Source organism: Xanthomonas sp. NCPPB 3582 (genome assembly GCF_041475735.2).
GTDB lineage: Bacteria > Pseudomonadota > Gammaproteobacteria > Xanthomonadales > Xanthomonadaceae > Xanthomonas > Xanthomonas codiaei.
Window position 1 is genome coordinate 1,800,180 of record NZ_CM192968.1, and the last position, 16,710, is coordinate 1,816,889.

The 16,710-nt window shown below is 69.0% G+C and carries 17 protein-coding genes; 8 read left to right on the forward strand and 9 right to left on the reverse strand.

Annotation, left to right across the window (positions count from 1 at the left end):
• Positions 1–100 precede the first annotated feature (100 nt).
• Complete coding sequence (locus ACCQ05_RS07625; RefSeq protein ID WP_372393415.1) at positions 101–2,167, reverse strand: TonB-dependent receptor; 2,067 nt, start codon at positions 2,165–2,167, stop codon at positions 101–103.
• A 161-nt stretch (positions 2,168–2,328) separates the two neighbouring features.
• Between ACCQ05_RS07625 and ACCQ05_RS07630 the strand changes: the two genes are divergently transcribed.
• Together ACCQ05_RS07630 and ACCQ05_RS07635 are read left to right on the forward strand one after the other, a co-directional pair.
• A complete protein-coding gene (locus tag ACCQ05_RS07630) occupies positions 2,329–2,745 on the forward strand; it encodes a MerC domain-containing protein (protein WP_228962253.1) in 417 nt (138 codons plus the stop codon).
• 250 nt (positions 2,746–2,995) lie between these two features.
• Entirely contained in the window at positions 2,996–3,178 is a 183-nt protein-coding gene (locus ACCQ05_RS07635; protein WP_003487537.1) for a 30S ribosomal protein THX, read from the forward strand.
• Between the two features lie 261 nt (positions 3,179–3,439).
• Here ACCQ05_RS07635 and ACCQ05_RS07640 read toward each other — a convergent pair whose 3' ends face one another.
• Genes ACCQ05_RS07640 through ACCQ05_RS07655 form a run of 4 tightly spaced genes read right to left on the reverse strand, consistent with a single transcriptional unit; the run spans position 3,440 to position 8,162 of the window.
• Positions 3,440–4,777 carry a chloride channel protein gene (locus tag ACCQ05_RS07640; protein ID WP_372393416.1) on the reverse strand — a complete coding sequence of 446 codons (1,338 nt, stop codon included), beginning with the start codon at positions 4,775–4,777 and terminating at the stop codon, positions 3,440–3,442.
• Positions 4,778–4,811: 34 nt separating this feature from the next.
• On the reverse strand, positions 4,812–6,119 hold the full coding sequence (locus ACCQ05_RS07645; RefSeq protein WP_372393417.1) for an alkaline phosphatase family protein: 1,308 nt from the start codon (positions 6,117–6,119) through the stop codon (positions 4,812–4,814).
• A 37-nt stretch (positions 6,120–6,156) separates the two neighbouring features.
• On the reverse strand, positions 6,157–6,702 hold the full coding sequence (locus ACCQ05_RS07650) for a methylated-DNA--[protein]-cysteine S-methyltransferase (protein ID WP_372393418.1): 546 nt from the start codon (positions 6,700–6,702) through the stop codon (positions 6,157–6,159).
• A complete protein-coding gene (locus ACCQ05_RS07655; RefSeq protein ID WP_372393419.1) occupies positions 6,699–8,162 on the reverse strand; it encodes an AlkA N-terminal domain-containing protein in 1,464 nt (487 codons plus the stop codon). The genes ACCQ05_RS07650 and ACCQ05_RS07655 overlap by 4 nt, the downstream gene beginning before the upstream one ends.
• A gap of 162 nt (positions 8,163–8,324) precedes the next feature.
• Here ACCQ05_RS07655 and ACCQ05_RS07660 point away from each other — a divergent pair, with 162 nt between their 5' ends.
• The 5 genes from ACCQ05_RS07660 to ubiM all read left to right on the forward strand — a co-directional run bounded on the left by ACCQ05_RS07660 (position 8,325) and on the right by ubiM (position 12,533).
• Positions 8,325–9,506: a COG3904 family protein gene (locus ACCQ05_RS07660; RefSeq protein WP_372393420.1), complete on the forward strand. Its 1,182-nt coding sequence runs from the start codon at positions 8,325–8,327 to the stop codon at positions 9,504–9,506.
• 76 nt (positions 9,507–9,582) lie between these two features.
• Positions 9,583–9,837: a hypothetical protein gene (locus ACCQ05_RS07665; RefSeq protein ID WP_104540125.1), complete on the forward strand. Its 255-nt coding sequence runs from the start codon at positions 9,583–9,585 to the stop codon at positions 9,835–9,837.
• A gap of 355 nt (positions 9,838–10,192) precedes the next feature.
• Positions 10,193–10,768 carry a DUF4019 domain-containing protein gene (locus tag ACCQ05_RS07670; protein WP_104540126.1) on the forward strand — a complete coding sequence of 192 codons (576 nt, stop codon included), beginning with the start codon at positions 10,193–10,195 and terminating at the stop codon, positions 10,766–10,768.
• Positions 10,769–10,793: 25 nt separating this feature from the next.
• A complete protein-coding gene (locus tag ACCQ05_RS07675) occupies positions 10,794–11,195 on the forward strand; it encodes an MAPEG family protein (protein ID WP_372393421.1) in 402 nt (133 codons plus the stop codon).
• Positions 11,196–11,354: 159 nt separating this feature from the next.
• The gene (ubiM, locus tag ACCQ05_RS07680; RefSeq protein ID WP_372393422.1) at positions 11,355–12,533 is read left to right on the forward strand and encodes a 5-demethoxyubiquinol-8 5-hydroxylase UbiM; all 1,179 of its coding nucleotides are present in this window, start codon (positions 11,355–11,357) and stop codon (positions 12,531–12,533) included.
• Here the strand turns inward: ubiM and ACCQ05_RS07685 are convergent.
• From ACCQ05_RS07685 to ACCQ05_RS07700, 4 genes are all read right to left on the reverse strand, one after another.
• A complete protein-coding gene (locus ACCQ05_RS07685) occupies positions 12,490–12,717 on the reverse strand; it encodes a hypothetical protein (protein ID WP_372394247.1) in 228 nt (75 codons plus the stop codon). The genes ubiM and ACCQ05_RS07685 overlap by 44 nt on opposite strands.
• Entirely contained in the window at positions 12,714–12,956 is a 243-nt protein-coding gene (locus tag ACCQ05_RS07690; protein WP_104540129.1) for an RNA-binding S4 domain-containing protein, read from the reverse strand. The genes ACCQ05_RS07685 and ACCQ05_RS07690 overlap by 4 nt, the downstream gene beginning before the upstream one ends.
• 139 nt (positions 12,957–13,095) lie before the next feature.
• The gene (locus ACCQ05_RS07695; protein WP_104540130.1) at positions 13,096–13,740 is read right to left on the reverse strand and encodes a hypothetical protein; all 645 of its coding nucleotides are present in this window, start codon (positions 13,738–13,740) and stop codon (positions 13,096–13,098) included.
• Between the two features lie 24 nt (positions 13,741–13,764).
• Entirely contained in the window at positions 13,765–14,265 is a 501-nt protein-coding gene (locus ACCQ05_RS07700) for an RNA polymerase sigma factor (protein ID WP_372393423.1), read from the reverse strand.
• Between the two features lie 172 nt (positions 14,266–14,437).
• On the opposite strand from ACCQ05_RS07700, the gene ACCQ05_RS07705 reads away from it, so the two are divergent.
• Positions 14,438–16,336, forward strand: coding sequence for a DEAD/DEAH box helicase (locus ACCQ05_RS07705; RefSeq protein ID WP_372393424.1), 1,899 nt, complete (start codon positions 14,438–14,440; stop codon positions 16,334–16,336).
• Positions 16,337–16,710: the final 374 nt, after the last annotated feature.

Consider the following 16,710-nt stretch of genomic DNA (forward strand, 5'->3'; position numbering starts at 1 on the left):
TCCTGGCCGCCGCGCACCGGGGCGCAAGCGGCATCGCCAGAAATGACGAGGCCGCCCGTGGGCGGCCTCGCTTCCAGTCGGCGGGGGAGAGAGTCCGCCGTCAGAAGAACAACCGCACGCCGAACGAGGCGTTGCGGCCAGGAAGCATCACATCGTCCTTGAGGAAGGATGTGTGCACGCGTGCATCCTGGTTGGTGAGGTTGTTGCCATCCAGGAACACTTCCCATGCGGTGCTGCCATGGTCGATGTGATACGCCAGATGCGCATCGACGAAGGTGTAGCCGTCGGTCGGGGTTTCGTTCACGGCCACCTTGTCCTGCTTCATGGTGCGGGTGGCGCCGATCGAGGCGCGCCATGCATCGGCATTCCAGCGCATCTGCGCGCCGAAGCGGCCGGGCGCGATGCGCGGCAGGTTGCCGCCATCGCTCAGGCGCGCACGCACGGTGTCGCCGAACACGCGCAGGTCCCAGGCGCCGGTGTCGTTGTTGGCCAGGTGGAAGGTCGCTTCGCCTTCGAAGCCATGGAAGATCGCATCGGCCTGCGTCCACTGGCGGATCGGCAGGAAGTCGTTGTCTTCCTCGTTGAACCACTGGCCGCCGGTGTCGACGATGTAGACGAAGTCGTTGTAGCGGTTGTAGTACGCCGCCACCTTGGCATCCACCCAGTCGTTCTGGAAGTTCAGGCCCAGCTCGGCCTGGTTGGCCTTCTCGGTCTTCAGGTCGGCGTCGCCGATCTCGAAGGCGAGGGTGGCGATGTGCGGGCCGTTGGCGAACAGTTCTTCCTCGGCCGGTGCGCGTTCGGCGTGGTCCAGGTTGGCGGTAAGGCGCCACTGTTCGTTGAAGCGGAAGCTGCCGCTGGCCGAGAAGCTGGTCGGGGTGAAATCGCGGTCCACGCCGATGTCGGTCTGGTACTTGACCTTGTCCACGCGTGCGCCGACCTCGGCGCTCACCCGTTCCCAACTGTTGCGCGCCACCGCGAAGGCGCCGAGCGAGCGGGTATCGGTCTTGGGCACGAAGGACTCTTCGCCGATCGCCTGGAAGGTGGTGTCGCTGCCCTGCAGGCCGAACGCGGTTTGCCAGCCGCCGCCGAAGGTGAAGGAGGCTTCCACGCGGCCTTCGTTGGCGCGCTTGGTGAACACGGTGCCCACTTCGTCGCCTTCGAACTCGGTATGCGCGTAGTCGGTGTGGCCGAAGCTGTAGCGCAGCGCACTGCCTTCGCCCCATGGATCGGTGAGCCCGCCCTTGAGGTCGTAGCGGTCCTGCTGCAGCTTCAACGACACGCCGCGCTCGCCGATGGACGGGTCGCCCGGCTCGCCCGGATTGCCGTAGTTGTCGCGGAAGCGCGATGCGGACACGCCGACGAAACCCCAGTCGCCGGACAGCGAGGCGCCGATCGAGCCGACCTTGGAATCGATCCAGCTGTTGAGCTGGCGGCCCTGCGGCGTGTCGTAGTCGTTCTGGTTGCGGTACACGCCGTCGGCGTGGATCGACAAGCCGCTGCCGTTGCCGGCATCGACGCGGAACATGTCGGTATTGCCGTCCTTGTCGCCGCCGTCGAAGCGCACTTCGGCGCGCCCGCTGAAGCCGTCCACCGGGGTCTCGGCGATGCGCCCGTCGACCACGTTGACCACGCCGCCGATCGCGCCGGAGCCGTAGAGCAGGGTGGATGGACCCTTGAGCACTTCAATCTGGTTGGCCAGAAACGGCTCGATGGCCGGCGAATGGTCCTGGCTGACCGTGGACACGTCCTGAGTGGACAGGCCGTCGCGCAGCACCGCCACGCGCGGGCCATCCAGGCCGCGGATGATCGGCCGGCCCACGCCCGGGCCGAAGTTGGAACTCTGCACGCCCGGCAGGCTGGCCACGGTTTCGCCCAGGCTCTCGCTGCGCACTTCGTCCAGACGCTCGCCGGCAAGTACCTCGACCGGGCGGCTCAACTCGCCGGCGGCATCGCGCAGCGGGCTGGCGGTCACCACGACCTTGTCCAGATCCTTGATATGGCGGCCGCTGGACGGGCTGGCGTCGTGCCGCGTATCCGACGACGGCGGAGTCTGTGGATCGGGAGATGCCGGGGCATCCTCGGCCATGGCCAGGGCGGGCGTCAGCAGGCTGGTCAGTGCCAGCGACAGGGTGGAGCGGCGCAGCGAGGTAGCGAGGGAGGGGGACATATCGACCGAACTCTCGGAAATGTTACTGTATATCAATGGGATGGCGCAGCTTGCCTGCTGTGCCGACGGACAAGTCCCACGCTGCGCGATGCAGTGGTGCGGGCCTGGGACGAGGAAGATGTTATATTATTCCACGTCGCTGCGAGCCCCTGCTGGAAGTCATGCCGTTACCTACCCTTCGCCACTTTTTGGATCGCTTCGGTGCCACCGGCTCGCTGCTGTGCGCCGTGCACTGCGCGGTATTGCCGCTGGTGCTGGCCCTGGCACCGTCGCTGGGCCTGTCGTTCTGGCTGGGCGATGGAGTGGAGCTGGCCATCGTCGTGTTCGTCAGCCTGCTGGGCTTGTTCAGCCTGGTGCTGGGCTATCGCCGCCACAAGGCCTTGCACGCCCTGGCGCTACTGCTGCCGGGCCTGGCGCTGCTGTGGCTGGGCCTGCTGTACGACCCGCTGCATCATTCGGTGGTGCCGCATGCGGTGGTGATGACACTGGGCGGTGCGCTGGTCGGCATCGCGCACCTGGTCAACCTGCGTCTCAACCATGGGCATGGCCATGTCCACGATGCCAGCTGCGCGCACTGACACGCGTTGAAGCACCGCCGCGCCGTGGCTTGCTTGGGCGCCGACATCCGCTGCAACAATGCACCCGGGTTCCGGCGGTCGTTGCTCCTTCCCCGGGGCCGGGCGGTCGCCGAAGCAGGGCGGAGCAAGCTGCGCCGCCCGCGGGCGACGTGATAGTCTTGCCGGCCTTGCGCGAGGGCGCCGCTCGGTGCAACCCTCGCCAGACCCGTGCCAGCACGGGAATTTGTATTCACATTCAGGAGTCGACGAAATGGGTAAGGGTGACCGTAAGACCGCCAAGGGCAAGCGCTACAACGCCAGCTACGGCAATTCGCGTTCGCACGCGGTGAGCAAGGTTGTCGTGGGTGCAGCTGCGCCGGTTGCCAAGAAGGGCGTGGTCAAGGCCCCGGCCAAGAAGGCTGTTGCCAAGAAGACCGTTGCCAAGGCCAGCTGATTCCAGCCCGCTTTGCGACCTGAAGAACGCGGCGCTTGCGCCGCGTTTTTTTATGTCCGAGGTCAGCGCAACATGCTGTTGGTCTGCCTGCTGGCGAGCCTGGAGCGAGGATGCTCCGCGTGGACCCGCTGGCGCGTCAGCGCCATCGGCCGCCGCTGCGAATCGGCGCAAGACACTCGATGGTGGCTCGCGCCATGGCATCCATCGCTGCTGTCCGTGATGCATCGGGCACAGCCTGCGCGCCTCAATGGCGCGGCGTCGCTAGTGTGCTGGGCCCGCTGCCGGCATTGGCTGCTTGGCCGCCGGGGTGAGCAACTGTTCGGCCAGCCCGCGATAGATCGGCGTCTTGCACACCAGCCCGGATACCGCACGGGCGATCAGCACCGTGGCCAGGATCGGCAGCAGCATCTGGCCAGTGTCGGTGAGCTCCAGCGAGATCACCGCCGAGGTCAGCGGTGCCTGGGTCACGCCGGTCAGGTAGGCGCACATGCCCAGCAGCACGAAGGTGCGTGGGTCCACGCCGGGCATCAGCACCGACAGGTTGTGGCCGATGCCCGCGCCCACCGCCAGCGCCGGCGAGAACAGGCCGCCCGGGATGCCGGCCAGGTACGAGACCAGATTGGCGAGGAGCTTCATCAGGCCGAATTCGTGGCCGACCACCGCATGCCCCTGCACCAGGCTGCGCGCCTGCTCGTAGCCGGTGCCGAAGGCGCCTTGCCCGAACACCAGCGCCAAGCCGACCAGCGCCAAGCCGCACACGGCGGCCAGCAGCACCGGATGGCGCCGCCGCAATGCACCCAGCCAGCGCGGCTTGCCGCTGACGCTGGCCAGCACCAGCCGCGCGAACACGCCGCCGAGCAGGCCGGCCACACTGCCGCATAACCCGATCGCCAGCCATGCACGACCCAACGGCAGCGCCACCGCCACCTTGCCGAAATACGTGTAGCTGCCCAGCAGGCCTAGCGAGACCACGCCACCGACGATCACCGCGGTGAGCAAGGTGCCGGAGAAGCGGTGCTCGAAGCGCCCGCTCAGTTCCTCGATCGCAAACACCACCCCGGCCAGCGGGGTGTTGAACGCCGCCGCGATGCCGGCCGCACCGCCGGCCAGCAGGAAGTGCGAGAGCTCGCGCGGATCGTGGAAGCCGAACCAGCGCCCGAACACATGCATCAGGCTGGCGCCCACATGCACGGTGGGGCCTTCGCGCCCGACCGAGGCGCCGCCCAGCAGCGACAGGGTGGTCAAGGCGAGTTTGCCGACCGACACGCGCAGCGACAGGTTGCTGTCGCGAAACGCCGGGTCCGGATGCTCCAGCGCGGCGATGACCTGCGGAATGCCGCTGCCGCGGGTGGGCCGCAAGGCGCCGGAGGTGAGCCAGGCGAGCAGGGCGAAGATACCTGGGGTCAGCAGCAGCGCCCACCAGATCGAATGCGCGCTGATGCGCTGGAACAGGTGGAAGGCGGCATCGCTGGCCTTGGCGAACACGATGGCGACCAAGGCCACCGCGATCGCGCCGCCCCACAATGCGGCGCGGCGACGCCAGCCTTCGCTGGACAACAACGGCCGCAGGCGACGCGGCAATGGGTCGGGAGCAGACATCGCGCCATTGTCGCACCGACGCGGCGGTGGCGGGTCAACGCGCCGGAGGTGGCTGCACGCGCAATGCCGGCAACAGTGCGGCCGGGTCGCCGTCGTTTGGCGCGGCCTCGATGCCCAGCAGGCGCGTCATCAGCGGATACGCATCGACATTGTCCAAGCCCGGCAAGGCCTTGCCCTGCGCCAGATCCGGGCCTTGCGCTACGAACACCGCGCGCATCGACGGCAGCGCCGGATCGAAGCCGTGCGAGCCGCGCATGCCCTGCTGCGGACGCTTGGCCAGTTTGTCCGGGAACAGTGCATCCCAGCCTTCGTGCATCTGGCACACGATGGGCGCAATGCGCGGGTGCGTGCCGTAATGCCAGCGCGCCGGCAATTGCGCCTTGCGCCAGCAGTCGTAGTGCGCATGCGCGCCGAGCAGGTGTGCTTCGGCCTTGGCCTGTTGTCCCGGCAGTGGCACGAAGCCGATCACCTGGCCGTCGGTGGTGGCGGTGGCCAGGCTGGGCGGCGCCATGTCCTCCACGCCGATGGCATGGCCGGGCGGCACCTCGGACATGCCGTGGTCGGAGACCACGATGACGTTGGTGCGCGCGCGGGTGCCGTCGCGCTGCATGCCGTCCAGCAGCCTGCCGATGGCCGCATCCACTGCGCGCACGCTGTCGGCGTATTGGTGCGATTCCGGGCCGTGGTCGTGGCCGGCTTCGTCCACGTGTTCGAAGTACAGCGTGACCAGGCGATTGCGCTGGGCACCGTCGGCCTTGAGCCAGCCGCGCACCGCGTCCACGCGTGCGTCCAGGCTCACGCCTTCTTCGTAATGGCGCCACTGCGAGGGGCGCACGCCTTGGATCGCCGCTTCGCTGCCCGGCCATGACCAGGTGGCCGCACGCAGGCCGGCGCGCTCGGCGCCCACCCACAGCGGTTCGCCGCCCCACCAGCGTGCATCGCCCACCGCCTCCTGGTTGCTCAGCCAGAAGCCGCCCAGGGCAGGGTCGCGCATGCTGTTGTGCACGATGCCGTGGTGGTCGGGCCGCAGGCCGGTGATCAGCGTGTAGTGGTTGGGAAACGTCAGCGACGGATACGACGGCGTCATCCAGCGCGCACGCACGCCATCGCGCGCCAGCTGCGACAGCGTCGGGGTGATGCCGCGATCGAGCATGTCCGCACGCAGGCCATCGATGGAGATCAGCAGCAAGGTGCGCGGGGCATCATTGGCTGCCGCCGTGGCGGCCGGCGGCGCCGATGCGCTGGCGGGCGGCGCATCGGCGTCGCGCTGGAGGGGCTGGCTGGAACAGGCCGCGAGCAAGGCCGTGGCCGCCGCGGCGAACACAAGACGTCGTTGGATCATGCCGGCCAGTTTACGGCGCTGCGATGACGTCGCGAAGTCATCGCGAGTGTGCGGCGGGAGCGTCGGCGAACAGATCGCCCGCGCGTGCGATCGGCTGCGGCGACCAGCCTTCCAGTTGCAGCAAGGCCTGCTTGGTCGGCAGTCCGCCGCCGAACCCGGTCAACGCCCCGTTGGCGCCGATCACGCGGTGGCAGGGCAGCACGATCGGCAGCGGATTGCGCCCGTTGGCCGCGCCTACCGCGCGGCTGGCAGCGGGGCGGCCCACCGCCTGCGCCAGCTGCGCATAGCTCCAGGTCTGGCCGAACGGAATCTGCGCCAGCGTGTGCCAGACCTCGAGCTGGAAGGGCGTGCCCAGCGGCGCCAGCGGCAGGTCGAACCGGCGCCGCCCGCCATGCAGGTAATCGAGCAATTGCTCGCGTGCCTCGCGCACCAGCGCGGCGTCCGGATCGTGCACCCAGCGTGCGCGTCCGGCGGCGTCGTAGCGGTTCTGTGCGAACAGGATATGGCGCACGCCGGCCTGGTCGGCGGCCACGGTGAGCGCGCCGATCGGCGACGGGAAGAGGTCGTAATGCACGGTGCTCATGGGCGGGATTCCTTGCGGTCGGCGGCGAGATGCCACAGGTGCAGCACGGCGTAGGCGCGCCACGGGCGCCAGGCCTGCGAGCGCGCTTCGGTAGCACGTTCGCTCAGCCGCAGCGGCGCGCCGAGCACCTGCTGCAGGATCAGGTCGCCGGCCGGAAACGCATCCGGGTGCGAGAGCGCACGCATGGCGATGTAGTGCGCCGTCCACGGCCCGATCCCGGGCAGGGCGACGCATGCGGCGACGAACTCGGACAGGCGCTGGCCGGCGCCGAAATGCAGCCGGCCCTGCGCGCAGGCGCAGGCCAGTGCGCGCAACGTGGCGGCGCGTGCGCCGGGCAGCCCGAGCTGTTCCAGCGGCGCCTCGGCCAGTTGCTCGGGCGTGGGAAAACTGCGATCCAGACCCGGCGGCATGTCGGCGTGCCGGCCGCCGTGGCGCTCCACCAGCCGCGCCGCCAGCGTGGCCGCACCGGCCACGCTGATCTGCTGGCCCAACACCGCGCGCACCGCGGTCTCGAAACCATCCCAGCCGCCGGGCACGCGCAGGCCGGGTCGGCGTTCGATCGCCTCGGCCAGCAGCGGCTCGGCCGCAAGCGTGGCGTGCACCGCATGCAGATCCGCGTCCAGATCGAAGATGCGGCGCACCCGGCGCACGATCTGCGGAATCCGGCGCGGATCGGTGGCGCCGATGCGCAGCAGCAGTTCTGCGCGTTGCGGCGCCGGCGCGACCTCGATCGAGGTCGCGTGGCCGGGCGCGCCGATCACCCGCCGGTAGCTGCCGGCATCGACCTGCTCGATCCCCGGGATCGCCCGGCGTTGCAGAAATGCCAGCATCGCCGGCCAGTCCAGCGGCGGCCGATAGCTCAGGCGCAGCGTGAGTTCGCCGCCCGGCACCTCGGTGCGCTGCTTGCGTAACGCCGACGGCGGCATCCCGCACCCTTCCAGGAACGCCGCGTTGAAGCGACGCAGGCTGTTGAAGCCGGCTGCCAGCGCGACCTCGGTCACCGGCAAGGCGGTCTCGGTGAGCAACTGCTTGGCCAGCAGCAGCCGGCGCGTGCCGTGCACCTGGATCGGCGTGGCGCCGAGCTGCTGCACGAACTGCCGTTGCAGCTGCCGTGCGCTCACCCCCACCGCTTCGGCCAGGCGCTGCACCGGCTGCTCCTGCAGCACGCCGTCGGCGATCATCGCCAAGGCGCGCTGCACGCTCTCCTCGCCCAGGTGCTGCTGCGCCTGCGGCGACAGCTCCGGCCGGCAGCGCAGGCACGGCCGGTAGCCGGCCGCGCTGGCTGCCGCAGCGGTGGGGTAGTAACTGACATTGGCCGGCTTTGGCGGCGGCGCCGGACACACCGGACGGCAATAGATCCCGGTGCTGCGCACCGCAGTGAAGAACAGCCCGTCGAAGCGCGCATCGCGCGCCAGGCGGGCGCGGTCGCATTGGGTCCGGTCGGGCGAGAGCATCTGCATGGCGCAAGTCTATGCCCTCGCCACCGCGCCGGCTGGCCGTTTTCGGACAGGGTTGCGCGAGCGTGGCGTGCTCCCAATGGAGCATGTTCATGGCGCGGTCAAATCCTTGACCGCTTCAGCCATAGACTGAAAGTGATCTCCGTCGCGTTCCCACACCCGCTCATGCTCAAACCGTTTTGCCTGTCACTTGCCTGCGTGTTCCTGCTGGTTGCCTGCGACCGCGGCGGTACGTCCGCCGATGCTGCCGGGGCGCAGCAGACCGGAGTGACGCAGGTCGGCGACGGCGACCATATGGTGTCGGTGGATACGCCCGAGCCGGTCGCGCCGCCGCGCCTGCGTGCGCAGGTTGGCGAGGCGGGTTGGCCGAAGGCGGAACTGGAAGCGGGCCAGGCCTGGATCAGCTGCGCCACCGATTACGGCAAGGAGGCCGGCGATGGCACCTTACTGCCGGCGCTGGACCGCGCCAGCGTCGAGGCGGCGCTGGCGCCATGCCGCGAGACCGGTCTGGTGCGGGTGCGCTACGCGGGCAAGATCAATGCCGGTTTCGCGGCGCTGGTGTGGCGGCTGGCCGCGGTGGCCGAGCAGTGGAAATTGCCGCATCGCATCCTGGACCTGGATTCCAGCGGCGGCCAGGTGGAAGCGGCGATCCGCGCTGGCGACACCATCGGCGAATCCAGCTGGACCATCTGGGTGCGCGAAGGCTCGATCTGCCACAGCGCCTGCGTGTTCGTGCTGGCGGCCGGCGACAACCGCCTGGTGGCGGGCAAGGTGGGCATCCACCGGATGATGCGGATCAGCTCCAAGGCGACCTCGCGGGCGGAGCTCAATCGCGAGCTGCGCGAGGTCTACGGCAACGTCAAGGATTATCTGGAGCGCAACGGCGTGGCGGTGGCAGTGGCCGATTTGATGATGACCGTACCCAACCGCAGCCTGCGCCTGCTCACCATGGAAGAGTTGCGCGAATACGGCCTGGACGGCACCAATGCCGTGCAGGACGATCTGGAACGCATCCGCCAGATGCGCAAGTGTGGCGATGCGTTCGTGCGCCGCAAGGACGCGTTCCTGGTGGCGTTCGACCAGAAGTGCAAAGGCGAGGGTGCGGATCTGGATGCGGTCAACGCCTGCGGTCTGGCCCTGAAACAGCGCTTCGGCTTTCCCGATGCGGCCTGCCCGGAAGAAAGCCCGCTGGCCGAAACCGATGCGGCGGCCCTGCCGGTCACCCCGGCGCTGGATACGCAAACTGGGGCGCCGGCCGATGCCATGCAGCCGCCCGCGCCGGCCGCCGAACCGGCCCGGGATGCTGCACAGGCAGATCCTTCGACGCCTGCGCCCGCCGACGGTTGAGGCCGCTGCAGCTTTCACGCGTATCGCACTGGGCGCTGCCTATGGTCGCCGCATACAACCGGGTCGGGGGGGCAGTATGCGAGGCAAGACCAAAGGCGTTTTACTGGCGTACCTGCCATCGGCGTTGCTGGTGCTGGTCGGTTTCGGCGTGGCCGAACTGCTGCGTCTGGCCGCCGAGGCGATGCGCGAGCAATGGCCGGCCACGCTGGCGATGTGGCTGAGCCTGGCGGCATTGATCGCGGCCATTGCGCGCGCGTTCTGGGTGAGCTGGCGACTGTGGCGGCCGCGCGGCGTGGCGGCGGTACCACCGGCACCCGGAGGCGAGGCCTAGGGCGGTTGCCACACCGGCTGCACAGGTCTCGGGCCGATGCGGCAGCGGCTTGAAATCCTCACGTATCACCGTGCGCTCCAGCCCCTGCGCGCCGTCCAGGCATTGATGACGGCTGGCGATGTTTCATCAGCCATGCTTGCGCACCTCCAGCGGCAGCGGCACTCGACCGTTCCCCGAACGCATTGGTCCTGAGTCCGCCACCCGTCCGATTCGACCGGCGATCTGCCGGGTGTGTCGCTCATTGCAGGTGATCGCACTCGTTGCTTGTTTTGCACAGGGCGCGGCATAGACTGCGCCACTGGTCGCACGGTGTGCGGCTCACCCTTTCATCCGATCCAGTACAAGGTGCTTGTCCATGCGTCGTCCTCGTTTGCTTGTTGCGCTGGTGTTCGCTCCAGCGCTGGTGTTTGCGCAACAACCGCAGCCTTCCAGCCGCGCCGCCACCGCAGCTGCGGCACAACCGGCACCTGCCACGCGGACTGCGGCGACGCCGCAACCAGCAGCTGCGGCGAACACGCCGGCAGCGCCGGCGCTGAGCCCCGCTCAACAGGCACAGGTGGCCAAGCAGGACGTGGAGATGACCCAGGCCGCCTTGCGGGTGGCGCAGATGGTCGACACCAACAAGGCCGACGCGATCTGGGATGGCGCCTCCCGCGTGGCCAAGACTGCGGTCAAGCGCGATGCCTTCGTGGCGCAGTTGGGCGGCGAGCGCGCGCGCCTGGGGGCAGTCGTCGGGCGCGGCCAGAGCTCGGTGACACGGGTGAAATACGGTCCTGGCGCACAGGTGCCCGAAGGGCTGTACGTCAACGTCAGTTTCCCGACCCGGTTCGCCAATGCGCCGCAGCCGGTGCGCGAGCTGGTGTCGTTCCGTCTGGACGAGGACAAGACCTGGCGTGTGGCGGGCTACAGCCTGCGTACGGCGGTGAAGTGATGCGGCATTCGGCCGGGAGACGCGCATGCAACTGACGATCGAACTGCAGATGCTGGGCTGGGCCATGGTGCTCGGCCTGGTGCAGCTGCTGGCCGCCTCGGCCAGCATGACCGCCCAGCGCGGCACCAAGTGGAACGCGAGCGCCCGCGATGGCGACGCCAAGCCGCTGACCGGTGTGGCGGCCCGCCTGGACCGCGCATTCCGCAACTATCTGGAGACCTTTCCGATCTTCGCAGCTGCGGTGCTGGCGGTGAGCGTGGCGGGGCGTACCAGCGCGGAGACTGCACTGGCGGTGCAGCTGTACCTGTGGGCGCGCGTGGCCTATGTGCCGGTCTATGCGGTCGGGATTCCCTACCTGCGCAGTGCGATCTGGGTGGTGTCGTTCTGGGGCATCATCAAACTGGTGCGTGCGCTGCTGGGTATCTGATCCGACGCCGGCCGCGATGCTGGCGCTGCCTGGCCAGCGCTGGCGGCGCGGGTCGACGGGCTGCAAACACGCCTGGGCGATGCAGCGCTTGATCTGGATCAAGCGCTGCGCAGGCTGCCGGCTCTAGACTTTCTGCATCGGCAATCACGGATGCACAGCATGCAGAGGGTGGATATCGCGATCGTTGGTGCAGGGCCGGTGGGTCTGAGTTTTGCGCGCACGCTGGCTGGCACCGGCCTGTCGGTGCTGCTGGTCGATCAGCAGCCGTATGCGCAGCTGGCCGACCCCGCCTTCGATGGGCGCGAGATCGCGCTGACCCATGCCTCGCGCGCCCTGCTGGAGCAATCTGGCAGCTGGCAGCGATTCCCGGCTGAAGCAGTGTCGCCTCTGCGCGATGCGCGGGTCATGGACGGGCACTCGCCATTCGCGTTGACCTTCGCTGCGTCTGCGCCCGGCGCGGGCGACCTCGGCTGGCTGGTGCCCAATTACCTGATCCGGCGCGCGGCGTGGCAGGCAGTGCAGGGGCAGGCCGGGCTGGAGCTGCGTTGCGGTTGCAGCGTGCGCGCGATCGAGCATGGCGGCACCCGCGTGCATATCGAACTCTCCGATGGCCAGCGACTGTCGGCGCGACTGTTGGTGGCTGCCGATAGCCGCTTTTCCAGTACCCGGCGCCTGCTTGGCATCGGTGCGCAACTACGCGACTTCGGCAAGACCATGCTGGTGTGTCGCATGCGGCATGCGCTGCCGCATCATCACGCGGCGTGGGAATGGTTCGGCTATGGCAAGACGCTGGCATTGCTGCCGCTGCATGGCCAGCGTGCTGGTGCGGTACTGACCTTGCCGCCGCGACGGATCGAGGCCTTGCTCGCGCTCGACGCCGTGCGATTCGGCGCTGCGATGACCGATGCGTTCGAGCACCGCCTGGGTCCGATGGAGCAGGAGGGCAGCCGGCATGCGTATCCATTGATCGCCAGCTATGCACAGCGCTTCGTGAGCGCGCGCGCGGCGTTGATCGGCGATGCGGCGGTGGGCATGCATCCGGTCACCGCCCACGGATTCAACTTCGGACTGCAGAGCCAGGCACGCCTGGCCGAGCGCGTGCGTCGGGCGGCGGCCAGCGGGCGGGACATCGGCAGCGCCGCGCTGCTGCACGACTACGAGCGCGCGCATCGCTTCGCCACCCGCCCCTTGTACGAGGCCACCAATGCCCTGGCGGCGCTCTACACCGACGATCGCCTGCCGGCGCGGCTCGCCCGCAGTGGGGCGCTGCGGGCCGCGCACGCGGTGGCGCCATTCAAGCGGGCGATTGCTGCACATCTGACCCAACGCAGCGTTTGATGCCATCACGCGATTGCAGGGCCAGCATGCTGCAGCCGCCACGTTCGGCATGGCCGCCGCGCAGGGAGTGCTCCAACCAGAACGGCGTTGCCGAGCCGATGGCGATCGAAACTACATGGATGTCGTGCTCGGGAGCGTCGGCCGAGGGGGCGATGTTGCGCCGGCCGATCTCCACCACCTTCATTCGCTCGGCGCCGCGTCCGGGTCCATCGCCATCACGCGAATTTCCACATCTTCCAGCTGCACCACCTGGCCGGGCCGGATCTTGGCGGTCTTGCGCAGCTCCTGCGCACCGTCGACGTTGACCGCACCGCTGGCGACGATCGCCTTGCCCTGGCCGCCACTGTCGGCCAGGCCGGCCAGCTTGAGCAACTGGTGGAGCTCGATGTACTCGCCATCGATGTCGAATTCCAGGATCTGCATGCTGCGCTTCTTGACCGAAAGAGGGCAATTATCCGCCTGCGGCAGCCGGCAATACCACCACGAAGCAGGGCCGCGATGCGCAGCGAAGATGGCCGTGGCGCGCTACGGGTGCGGGCGCGCGCGCCGCCACCACTTCCGCTCACTCGCGCCGGAAGCGCGCGATCTCCTCCAGCAGGCGGGTTGCACGGGTGATGCCGGGCCCGGCATGTGCGTCGTCCAGGCGATCCAGCCAGGGATGGCGCGCGCGCTGCAGACGCCGGTAGCCATACCAGGTGCCGACGATACCGATCACCCCGAAGACCCCGTTGAGCAGCAGCCACCCGTGAGGCAGGCCGACACCGGTGAACCTGCGCCAGAGGCTGTCTGCCACCGCCACCCACAGGACCCAGAACGCTACTCCCAGCCAGGGCGCCACCCGCGTGCGCCAGCGGCGCAACTGCGCCAGCGCCTGCTGGGTCTGCAGCAGCGGCCCGGCAAAGTCCAGCCGCGCCAGCAACTGCAGTTGCCGCACTGCCGACAGCGCCAGCGCCACGCACCACAGCTGCAGCAGTACGCCGCCGATGACCGCCGCGACGCCGTCGCTGCCGCCCCAGCTGTGTGCCACCACGCTGCCCAGCGCGACGGCGCACAGCAGCTGCGCCGATTGGCTCAGCCACAGCGGGCGCAGGCTGCTGCGCGCGGCGTGGCCGTGCAGCGCGCCACGCAGGTGGCCGATCTGCGCGGCCTGTTGGTCCAAGCGGTGTTCCAGGGTGGTCCAGGCGTGTTGCATGTCATCCAGTTCCATGACGGCTCCGGTGCGGTGGTAGGGTCAGAGGTCGGCGCGAATGCGCGCCTTCAGGCGGCTGAGTTTGGTGGCGACATTGGTCTCGCTGATGCCGAGCACCTCGCCGATCTCGCGGTAGCTGTGCTCGTCCAGATAGAGCAGCAGCAACGCACGGTCCAGCGGCGGTTGTTGCGCGATGAAGGCATAGAGCGCGTGCACCCGCTGCTCGTGGGCGGGATCGTGCGCCAGCGGATCGGCGATGCCATCGACCACCGCATCCAGCGCGACCGGTTCGCCGGGCATGCGGCTGCGGCCGCGCAGGTCGCTGATCGCCACGTTCAACGCGATGCGATACATCCAGGTGGAAAAGCGCCGGCCCGGGTCGTAGCTGGGGAATGCCCGCCACAGCTGGGCGGCGATTTCCTGGGCGAGCTCGTCGCGGTCGTCGCGGTCGCGGCAATAGCTGGCCGCCACTTTCAGCACGATGCCGCGATGCTGCTGCAGCAGGCTGCTGAAACGGGCTTGGAGGTCTGTGTCCAGGGGCATGGGGCAGGGCGTGAAGAGGAGAGAGGGACGGTTTGAAGGGATGATTCGCCGGCGCGGGCAAATCCTCACAACCTGAACGGACTGTCACGGCCCTTCGACAGCAGGGGGGGTAAGGGCGCACACTATGCTGCTTTGCGCCTGCCGGCTCCGTGCGGCGCCTCCGGAGTTACCCATGACCCAAGAATCTTCCGCGCCGCTGCTGTTTGCAGATCTCGGCCTCTCGGACGCTGTGATGAAGGCCGTTGCCGCCGTCGGCTACGAGTCCCCGTCGCCGATCCAGGCGGCCACCATTCCGGCGCTGCTGGCCGGCCGCGACGTGCTCGGCCAGGCCCAGACCGGTACCGGCAAGACCGCCGCGTTCGCGCTGCCGGTGCTGTCCAATGCCGACCTGAACCAGGTCAAGCCGCAGGCGCTGGTGCTGGCCCCCACCCGCGAGCTGGCCATCCAGGTCGCCGAGGCGTTCCAGAAATATGCCGAAGCCATTCCCGGCTTCCGCGTATTGCCGGTCTACGGCGGCCAGCCCTATGCCCAGCAGCTCAGTGCGCTCAAGCGCGGCGTGCACGTGGTGGTGGGCACCCCGGGCCGGGTGATCGATCACCTGGACCGCGGCACCCTGGACCTGTCGCAGCTGAAGACGCTGGTGCTGGACGAGGCCGACGAAATGCTGCGCATGGGCTTCATCGACGACGTCGAGGCCGTGCTCAAGAAGCTGCCCGAACAGCGCCAGGTGGCGCTGTTCTCGGCCACCATGCCGCCGGCCATCCGCCGTATCGCGCAGACCTACCTGCAGGACCCGGCCGAAGTCACCATCGCCGCCAAGACCACCACCTCGGCCAATATCCGCCAGCGTTACTGGTGGGTGAGCGGGCTGCACAAGCTGGACGCGCTGACCCGCATCCTGGAAGTGGAGCCGTTCGACGGCATGATCATCTTCGCCCGCACCAAGGCGGCGACCGAGGAACTGGCGCAGAAGCTGCAGGCGCGCGGCATGGCCGCAGCCGCCATCAACGGCGACATGCAGCAGGCAGCCCGCGAGAAGACCATCGCCCAGCTCAAGGACGGCAAGCTGGACATCCTGGTCGCCACCGACGTGGCCGCGCGCGGCCTGGACGTGGAGCGCATCAGCCACGTGCTGAACTACGATATTCCGTACGACACCGAAAGCTATGTGCACCGCATCGGCCGTACCGGCCGTGCCGGCCGCAGCGGCGAGGCGATCCTGTTCGTCACCCCGCGCGAGAAGGGCATGCTGCGGTCGATCGAGCGCGCCACCCGCCAGCCGATCGAAGAAATGCAATTGCCCAGCGTGGATGCGGTCAACGACACCCGCGTGGCGCGCTTCATGAGCCGCATCAGCGAGACCCTGGCCGGTGGCCAGATCGAGCTGTATCGCGATCTGCTGCAGCGCTTTGAGGCCGAAAACAACGTGCCGGCGATCGACATCGCCGCCGCGCTGGCCAAGCTGCTGCAGGGCGATGCGCCGTTCCTGCTGACCCCGCCGGTGCGTGCTGCGCGCGAGGACGCTGCGCCGCGCGAGCGTCATGAGCGTGCCGATCGTGGCGATCGCCCGCGGTTCGAGCCCAAGTTCGAGCGCGGCCCGCGCGCCGACGGCGAGCGCGCGTCGCGTCCGCCGCGTGGCGACGTCGCCGGCGAGCGTCCGCGCCGCGAGCCGGCGCCGCGTGGCGAGCCGGAGTTCGGCATGGAGAGCTACCGCATCGAAGTGGGCCACAGCCATGGCGTGAAGCCGGCCAACATCGTCGGCGCGATTGCCAACGAGGCCGGCCTGGAAAGCCGTTACATCGGCCGCATCGACATCCAGGACGATTACTCGATCCTGGACCTGCCGGCCGACATGCCGCGCGAACTGCTGCAGCACCTGAAGAAGGTCTGGGTATCCGGCCAGCAGCTCAACATGCGCAGGCTGGAAGACGGCGAGGCGGCCGCAGCGCCGTCCAAGCCGCGCTTCCCGCGGGGCGGCAAGCCCTCCGGCCGCCCGAATGGCCCGGGGCGTCCGATGGACCGCGCTGGCGCGCCGCACCGCAAGGGCCCGCCCAAGCCGCGCGGCGAGTAAGCGCGGGTCACATGCCGGCTGCGCCGCCGCCAGGCGCACGCGGCTGGTACCGGAGATCGGCATGCACTGCGCGTGCCTGCGGTTCCGAGTGCGTCGGCCACATACACCCCGACGGCTGCTTGCGAGGTGGTATTGGCCGCTTAAGGCCGCCACCGGCAGTGGCATCGTGGGCCGGGTCCGCAGCGCATCGCCGGAATCGCTATGTTCTCAAGGACATAGCAGCGCCGGCGCGCCGTCCCTCGTCCCGAGGCGGTCGCGCGGACCCAGGATCGACCGCCTCCGCCATCTGTACCCGCGTCCCGCCAAGCGGGCCCGGCCATACAGACTGCGCCGTGGCGGCCGCTACTGCCTACAGGCGCCCACTGGGCGCCTGA